Consider the following 562-nt stretch of genomic DNA (forward strand, 5'->3'; position numbering starts at 1 on the left):
AGACAATTAAAGAATCTTATTTCGACCTGCCTACTTATATTGTGGCGGATGCAGGTTATGGCAGTGAAGAAAATTATCAAGCGATTCTAGATGAGTTTGAAAGAACGCCGTTGATTACATATACGATGTACCAGAAAGAACAAACGAAAAAATATAAACAAAATCCATTCATTACTGACAACTGGACTTATAACGAGCTGGCAGATACCTATACTTGTCCCAATAATAGAGAAGTTAAATTTAGAAATTATTCTACTCGAACAGATAAGTATGGTTTCAAAAAACAACTTAAAATGTATGAATGTGAGTCTTGTTTCGATTGTCCTGTTAGAAATTTATGTACTCGTTCAAAAAGCAATAAAAACCGAGTGATTCAAAAAAATGGAAACTGGGAATATTTTAAAGCTCACGTAAGGGAGCTATTAAAAGAGGAATTCACAGGGGATATTTACCGTCAAAGAAAAATAGATGTAGAACCAGCTTTCGGAAATCTGAAAGCCAATTTGGCGTTCAATCGATTCTCCGTCAGAGGAAAAGATAAGATTACACAGGAACTGGGATT

The 562-nt window shown here is 34.5% G+C and carries 1 protein-coding gene; it reads left to right on the top strand.

Features of this window, described 5'->3' with window-relative positions; all coding sequences use genetic code 11:
- Positions 1–562 (top strand): transposase (locus ACFO3L_RS11480; protein ID WP_379967706.1); only part of this gene is annotated, 562 nt, incomplete at both ends.

Source organism: Enterococcus eurekensis (genome assembly GCF_042654605.1).
GTDB lineage: Bacteria > Bacillota > Bacilli > Lactobacillales > Enterococcaceae > Enterococcus_I > Enterococcus_I eurekensis.